Raw genomic sequence first — 7,875 nt, forward strand, 5'->3', positions numbered from 1 at the left:
GGGATTTAGCTGTGGCGCAGCGGCTTCCCCGGGGTGCCACCCTGTTCGTAAGTGGCTGCAACACGGATCGAGGCAAAGCATCAGTCGAAGAAGCAGGCGGATCGCGCCATCCGGCCACCAGTCAGGCGAGGGGTTCAGCGGGGAGGAGAACATCATCTTCTTCGCTGTCGGATGTTCTACCCTCGGCCCAGGTTCCGGCAACGCTGTCAGGCCATGGCTCGGCATCGCCTTCTCGCCCGTCAGCCTCTTCTGCCTTCAGTGCGGCTTGGCTCGCTGTCTCGGAAGGAGGGACTGCCGCTGGTATTGTTCCTGGAATGCGTTCCGTGGAACTGTTCGCCGGAGGAGGCGGTCTCGCCCTTGGGACACACCTTGCTGGATTCAGCACCGAGATCGTGGCCGAATGGAATAGATGGTGCTGCGATACCCTCAGAGAGAATGCAGCCAGCGGTCACCCGCTGGTCCAAGGAGTTCACATCCACGAGGGCGATGTGCGAGATGCGGACTGGACCAGAATCAGTGGCAACATCGATCTCGTCAGTGGTGGCCCACCCTGCCAGCCATTCAGCAGTGGCGGCAAGGCAGGAGCTGCAGACGATCCAAGGGACATGTTCCCCACCACGGCCGAAGTGATTCGTGTGCTCCACCCGCGGGCGTTCATCGTCGAAAACGTACGCGGACTGACCCGCCCAGCATTTGCTGACTACTTCAGCTACATCCAGCTCCGACTAACACACCCTGAACTAGCTAGTAAGCCAGGTGAATCATGGTCCGACCACTTCGCCCGGCTCCAGGTGGAGCACCTAGCCATAGGTTCGGACCTCCAATACAAAGTTGAGCCAACGATTGTGAATGCAGCGAACTTCGGCGTTCCGCAACAGCGCTGGCGCGTGTTCCTTGTAGGAATAAGGAGTGATGTAGATGCCCGATGGAAATTCCCCGAAGAAACGCATTCAGCGGACGCACTCGCATACTCTCAGCACGTCTCCGGAGAATACTGGGAGCGGCACAAAGTGCCGCGCGACGAGCGGACTCCCAAACCTCTGACCCGAAAGCTCGACCAGCTCCGCGAACATGGGCCCCTCCCGATGCGGCAGCCGTGGCGCACCGTGCGCGATGCGATCGGAAGTATGACCGAGCCGGACAAAGAGGGGACGGGGCGCTTCCTCAATCATGTTCTACAGCCCGGCGCGCGCTCCTATCGCGGTCATACCGGATCCCCCATCGATGCGCCTTCAAAAGCACTCAAATCCGGAGTCCATGGAGTACCTGGCGGTGAGAATATGCTACGACGCGCGGATGGCAGCATTCGCTACTTCACCGTGCGCGAAGCTGCCCGCCTGCAGACGTTTCCAGACGACTATCAGCTGTACGGTCCCTGGGGCGAGGCAATGCGCCAGATTGGCAATGCAGTACCGGTTCAATTAGCAGAAATCGTTGCAAGGTCCTTATATGAAAATCTCGCTCTCGCTGATCTCCGGGCAAAACTGAGTGCACGTCAGTCAGCTTCACTGGCCAGCACTGCTACCGCATGAACGAACGGAATCGTCCGTTCGACATGACCAACTACTTCTTGTCCTGCTGGTCGGTCACCTCGAGCGCTACGGATCTCAGACCCATGCGATCTACCGTAGGCGGATATTCCCTGATTGCAAGATTCCGAGTGAAGACAGTGCCAAAAAGATGTCAACCAATATGACAGGATTTGGTCGCCGTGGAGTTGCGACCGATAACTCAGCGACTCGGAATTTCATACCTTGACTATTGGAACTGCTGGGTTGTCTGGTTCCGATTTCACCCGCACAGTCCACTGAATCAGGTCCCGCCTGTGAGGTGTCGCCGAAGAAGGCACCGCTAGCGAAAGCAATGGGACGATATCCCCCACCTTTGGTGGCGTTTCTGACCTCTCCTTCTTGGTTCTGTCATCAACCAAATAGATCAGTGCAACACCGCGAGCATTCTTTGCCGGTAGCAAGATTGGATCTCCGTTGGGCATTTGAACAGCCAGCTCCTCACCCCTTGCGATGGGCAACGAGGCAGCGCGATGGTGGGGTGACGAGCCGAAGAATCCCATTGTTCCTTCACGGCGGCCGCGCGGACTGACAGGCACATGCTGACCGTCAGGACCGCTCAATCCGTCGATCAGGATTTGAGTTCCTTCTTTGTTGGGCCAAGGCCAGAATACCGTCCAGTCTTCGATTCGTCCGTCCTCGGTTGCAGAGCGAAGAAAGCTCATAATCGGATCGACGCGGATACTGAATCCGTCAGACCACTCAAGCTGATCGAATAGACTGAGGAAATTCCTGCCATCGACATATCCCACTCTCGCGCGAAAACTTCCGGAATCAGCCTTGGCCACATTATCCTCGATCGCATAACGGAATTTGAACTCTTCCGATGCAATCGACAGAAGTGGGACCGCTACCTGGTTCAGATTCCCAAAGTGGCGCGGATCGCGCCGTTGTGGTACGCCGTACAAATCCTGAAATCCACGTGCTGTTGCCTTCGACTCGATAACAGCGTTCCACATTTTGGTACGTGCGGTTGGACGCAGCCACGGCAAATGCTGACTCACGAGAGGTGGGATCTGCCGCGGTTCAACTAGTGGCAATCCATTGTCGTCAAAGCCCTCGTACTGGCGAATCTCATCGCGGAAGGCCTCCTCATCCAGTAGTAGTGCTTCGAAAGCTTCGTAGAGATCGACTTTTTCGTCTCGTCGGATGTACAGTCGGACGAGGTCTTGGTATCCATTTCTAAATCCAAACCATCGACCGGCTTGCATAAGCGTGTCCGCCTGGCCAGCCTTCCGCCGGAAGTAGGAGACGGTTAGGCCTTCGACAGTAAATCCTCTTGAGAGCTGCGTCCCGCCGACCAAGATGCGCCAAACTTGATCCGACTCAAAGTCAAGCTTTCTCTGGTTGTCAGTAATGTTCTTGTCCGAATTGACAACCAGCACTGGATCGTGATCAACCGTCATCGACGCGAGTGCCTCGCCAATGAATGGCTTCACCTCGTCGAACGTAACGGGGATAGGGCTACCGTTAGCGCGCGCCCCCATTACGGGGCCAAAATCATCGTCAAAAAGCCTACGGAGCCGGGAAAGTCCAACGGAGGAGGTAAATCCCGCTGCTCGCCAAAGGTGCTTGACAACTTCTGCAGTCGCGGCGTGATCACTCCGTTTTACCGACTCGTGAACAAGCATGGTGTGGTGTCGAAACCTCAGTGTAGAATGCGACTCCCGAAATTTCTTGATTGCGCCGCTTAGCACCCAGGCATCGATGGCTTCCTGGAGCTCCTGGTTGCGCCTGATGTCGTCATCCGCAGGTGCGCCTACGAGCTCTCTTACGTGTGCGAGTTCGTTCGAGTTGGCAATCGTCTTGTCTTCATCTTCCCATCGTTTGCCGACATCGTGGAATTCCCGCACCCCCATATATCCTGGTGGGCGATGGAGGGATAGAACAAAGTCAGAGGGGAAGACATCACTTTCATCATCGGGATCGACGAAAACGTTGGCGAATGGTGTTGCCGTATATCCGACATATTGAGCTCGCGGACACAGTTTTAACAAGTCGGTGATTAGCCTGTTAATTGTCGTTCGTTGGCGATCAACCGTTGCATTGGTCGGACCATTCCATCTAGCTGGATTTGTTGTGTCGACTGAAGCTTGGTCAGATTCATCGTCGATGATCAGCACGGGTAGCTGCGCCAGATCCCCTTTGATTGGTGCGAGATCAGCGATCAACTTTCTAAGTGGCGCCGCGTTCTTTTTTATCACAGCCACGTGCGCATCGAGACGAAACAGATTCTCGGGATCGTTTAGTCGTCTCATTTTGTCGAACTTTTGAAACTTGAGCCGTGAAAGGCCTTGCGGCAATCGCTTGTAGTCGCTCTTGTGGGTGGTTATTCTTTGTATGCTGACCACATTTGGTTGGCTCAGCGCGTCACCGTGCGTAACGAAATTCCTATTGAGCCATTCAATGTCTTGCTGGTAGTCCAGTTCGCGAGCTACCTGTGGATCGTTGGGGTCGAGTCCGCTAAGTATATTCTCAACGCCGAGCAGTTCCATGTCCATTCGGCGTTGCGTCTGCGCTCGGAGAATCTCAATAGTTCCCGTAAGCACAATAATTAGCCTGTACCCCGCATCAATCGATTTGGCAATCGCGCCAGTGAAGTTCGCAGTCTTGCCGCTTTGTACATAGCCGACGACAAGCCCTTTAGTCTGTTTCACGGTTTCGCGAGTAGGATCACTTAAGCGCTCCACGACATCATTTGTCGTCTCATCGAGGGAGGCGATCGCCTTCGCGCTCCATCCCTTCGTTTCCCGTAGATATCGCTCATAATCATCCCAATAAACCGAGGCGCGGTTCTGGCGCGCTTCACTGTACCAGGGTTCGAAAGCTTTAGATATTATTGTCACAGGTGCTTCATATACTGGAGAGCGCGCGGAAACGGCTGAAGCGCATGCCGCGTCGAGTTCGAGACCTTCGTAAATGGCCAACCTACGCGACTGTGTTCTCGGTTCCGTTTCTGGTTGTCCAGCCTTGTGAGATGCTACAGCAGGTGCTGCATCCCATCGCGCAAGTGATACGCGGAGCTGAGTAAGTGTCGCATCGTTCTCGTCAGCGCTTCGAACGTACTCTGCGAAATCGGAAGGCGTCACCACGGTCCGTGCCATCATGCTGACAATAGGTAGCAGGGGACTGGGTTCCTGGTTCGACATGCCATCTAGTGCGTTCTTGAGCGATGCGGTCCATGTTCCTTGTCTTGTCATGGGTTCCTGTTCTCCTGCGGCTTCAGTCTATGAATCCCGAAACCGGTCCCTCAATCGAGTCGGCCTCATAGTCAGTCAGGTCAATCGTATACGAAATTTGCGTCAACAGGTCGTACCGTGGCATCGCCAGTGCCAGATGCTCCGGCGTGAGGGATGGAAAGCCATCTGTGACTAGGTAGGCTCGTGGGCGGCTCCGTAGACTCCATGTGTCCTGGTAGAGGTCTGCGTCCGCTGGTGACCAGCCGATGCGTAGGAGCGCATGATCAAGATCGACTGCATGACCCCCCGAAATGCGACGGATTGTTGACACCAGGTCGGTCAGGCTTTGCCCTTGAGAACGGGTGGTCCGGGTTAGTTGAATTGAGATCAACGCCAATGGTTGCTCAAGAGGCGGAACTAGTTGATGGATGCCGTTGATGGTATGGCGGCGACGCTCTGAGGTCGTTGTCTTGATTTCAGCATGTAGGGCTTGCATCGCAAAGTCGTGTTCCTCCGAGTCGAACCCAATCCAAGAGTCGTACGCAGAACCCACGCCTACCGTGTGAATTAGATGAGAAAGAAACAGCAACTCGCCGAAAAGTCCGACTTCCTGCTGCGTCGTCAGTGCCTGCCGGTTCTCGAGCAGTTGTCTGAATCGGCGAACAGCGGTTGATACTGCCACGGCGATCGGAGCCTTCTCGATCTGAACCTCGTCAGCCACGGATGAAAGAAAGCTGTATGCGCTATGCGATCTTCCTTCGGGCACGTTCACGATTAAGCGTAGCCAGTCGCCTCTGTCGTCTGTGTATGTTTCGAAATTGACATTTCGCAGCCTTGACACGTCTGGTTCAGGAGAGCTGTATCTGGTGACAAGCGCGATTTGACCGGCGGCGCGGTCCAGCTGTAAATCGCATCTAGGTGTGCCAACAATGGTGATCGAGATCGGTGCGGCTGACCAAAGTTCATCGAAAGTATCGGAATTTAGGTGGCGCGAGGAGCCTGACTGCGGCCGCATTTGTCGACCCCCCATCAATCGTCTGACTTCATGGACAGTTCGTTCACGACGGCTGCACCGAGGACGGACTTCCATAGGGCGATCTCATCTTTGTCGCGCGCACCCAAGAACTGCCCCTCAAACACGTGGTGCGTCAACAAATAGAGTAGTGCTTTCAGTACGGGGGTATCATTGAGGCTGCCGCGGGGGGTAAACAAGCTTCTATAGCGTCTATTGAGCCACAATGTGTTGTTTGCGAAATCAACGTCGAGGAATTCTCCCTGGGGCATGAGCTTCCATTGGAGAGATAGGGAGAGGTCTTGGATTATTGGGAGCTCTGATCGAATGGCTCGCCGAAGATCGGGGGAGAATCCGCGATCTGGTCTTATAGCAGGCTTCCGCTTCCTCTTTCGTTTTCGCGAGTCTGAATAGACCTGCTCGGCATCCTTGAGGAACTGGTCGAATGTGACGCCGTCATCGGAGGTGGCATGTGTGATCGCATCGTGAAAAGAGTGCTCAAATTTAACACCTTGCTTCTCCGAGTTCATCGCGACTAGCTGTCCAATCGCACGCGGATCATCGAGGCTGACTCGTGCCAGTTGCCGAGCAGGGGACGGAGTTGCTATATCAGACCAGCCACCTACCTGCAGGAGTCGATCATTCCTATATATGTAGAATCCTTGAAATCTCTCGCCAGATTTCCCACCGATCCTGAATCCGGTGACATCCGATTTGGGGGGCCATATGTGACAGGAGAGCGGGATTTTCATATCCGCCAGGGCCACGTTGATTGTTTTCGGATAGCCTGGATGTCCACTGGCTCTATAGCTAAACGGGTCTACGGAGGCGACAGGGATTCCTACAGATTCGTGGATGTGTTCAGATTCGTCTACGAGGAGTTTGATCTTGAGTTTCGAAGAACTGATCGGTCGATGAAAGACAACTCCAAGATGTTTGCTAATTGAACTGGATACGTCGGACAACCATGCTGCCGCTTCACTGTCGCTGCGTCCGCGGTATGTGTTGCGAAGGTTGGACCAAATAATCATGGTTCCTGCCTCGGAAGCGAGCACCTTTCGTCGATTGCGGTCCGCTTTTTGAGCAGAGTAGCTCGACAAGATTTCACATGTGAAGTCACGTGAGAAGTCGGCACGGTGGATGCGTCGCCCAACCGGCAAGGATCGAGTTGCGCGTGACCATACTGTGAGGGTATCGCAATGGCCGAAAGAAGCGGCTTTCAGTCCCATGCCGAAGTGGCCTAGGTCCGAGGAAGCGTAGTCTCTCTGGTGCCCGATGGTCATCGCTTGCGTGCTCTCGCCTGAGTCCATGCCCTTGCCGTTGTCAACCACTTCGACCTGGACTAGTCGTTGCCTGTGGGTTAGTAGGCGAACGGACACCTCTGTTGCTCGGGCGTCGATTGAGTTGTCGACTAGATCGGCAATTGCCGATTCTAGAGTGTGGTTGACCCCTAAGCTCTTGACGAGGCCAGCATCTGGAACAAGCTTGATGCGGTCGGCGACGTCGCCCGCACTCTTCTTCCGGGACCGCATTCAGTCGATTCCTTTAGGTTCGTTTAGTTCTGAGGCTGCTAACCTTATCATCTGGCTTGGGATGTCCGTGCCGCCTTCGTCTTCATCGGCAAGGACGGCGGGCGATGAGAACCAATTGTGAGTGCTGCTCTAGCAGTCTGGTAGGTATATTTTTGAACTTGGCAGAGGTATAGCAGTGTGTTGATCCCTCGTAGGGAATGTTCGTGCCAGCGCTCGGTGGCGCTAGTGGGTTGTGGCGGCGTACCACCTGGCCTCCGGCCTAGCGCTGGCGCTGAGGTGTCAGCGCTGTGATGGTCCGCAGGGGGTGCAGGGCGATAGCAGCGCGGGCCATTGGCGCGTCCGGCGTCGAGGTTGCTCACTGGGGCTGAGGTAGGGCGGGTCATGTCTGATGTCTGGATGCGGGGGACTTGCTGTATCGCAATAGCAAGCTGCACGCGCGTATATTGATGGGCGCTGTGTGGTGCTACGCACGAGTACATCACTGCTGATCGTCCGGTGCGCGCGAACCGCCCAGCTGCAAGGCTCCTACCGCAACATGACCATGCTTGCCGGGCGCATCGCTCCCGTCATGAACACCGAGGAGC

General features: G+C 55.3%; 4 protein-coding genes. 1 reads left to right on the forward strand and 3 read right to left on the reverse strand.

The features are described from left to right. The first annotated feature begins 314 nt into the window (after window positions 1–314). Complete coding sequence (locus HT102_RS15515) at window positions 315–1,532, forward strand: DNA cytosine methyltransferase (protein WP_225443783.1); 1,218 nt, start codon at window positions 315–317, stop codon at window positions 1,530–1,532. Between the two features lie 215 nt (window positions 1,533–1,747). Here HT102_RS15515 and HT102_RS15520 read toward each other — a convergent pair whose 3' ends face one another. From HT102_RS15520 to HT102_RS15530, 3 genes are all read right to left on the reverse strand, one after another. After that, window positions 1,748–4,768, reverse strand: coding sequence for a Z1 domain-containing protein (locus HT102_RS15520; RefSeq protein WP_225443784.1), 3,021 nt, complete (start codon window positions 4,766–4,768; stop codon window positions 1,748–1,750). A gap of 22 nt (window positions 4,769–4,790) precedes the next feature. Continuing rightward, window positions 4,791–5,519 (reverse strand): PD-(D/E)XK motif protein, encoded by a 729-nt coding sequence (locus HT102_RS15525; RefSeq protein ID WP_333473497.1) that lies wholly within the window; start codon window positions 5,517–5,519, stop codon window positions 4,791–4,793. Window positions 5,520–5,776: 257 nt separating this feature from the next. Further along, window positions 5,777–7,291, reverse strand: coding sequence for an ATP-binding protein (locus HT102_RS15530; protein ID WP_192040365.1), 1,515 nt, complete (start codon window positions 7,289–7,291; stop codon window positions 5,777–5,779). Window positions 7,292–7,875: the final 584 nt, after the last annotated feature.

The organism is Lolliginicoccus lacisalsi, from assembly GCF_014841105.1.
In the GTDB taxonomy this organism is placed as follows: Bacteria; Actinomycetota; Actinomycetes; order Mycobacteriales; family Mycobacteriaceae; genus Lolliginicoccus; species Lolliginicoccus lacisalsi.

Excerpts from the sequence above, each read along its gene's own strand:
- HT102_RS15530 (WP_192040365.1), bottom strand. The coding sequence starts at position 7,291 with ATGCGGTCCCGGAAGAAGAGTGCGGGCGACGTCGCCGACCGCATCAAG.
- HT102_RS15520 (WP_225443784.1), bottom strand. The coding sequence starts at position 4,768 with ATGACAAGACAAGGAACATGGACCGCATCGCTCAAGAACGCACTAGAT.
- HT102_RS15515 (WP_225443783.1), top strand. The coding sequence starts at position 315 with ATGCGTTCCGTGGAACTGTTCGCCGGAGGAGGCGGTCTCGCCCTTGGG.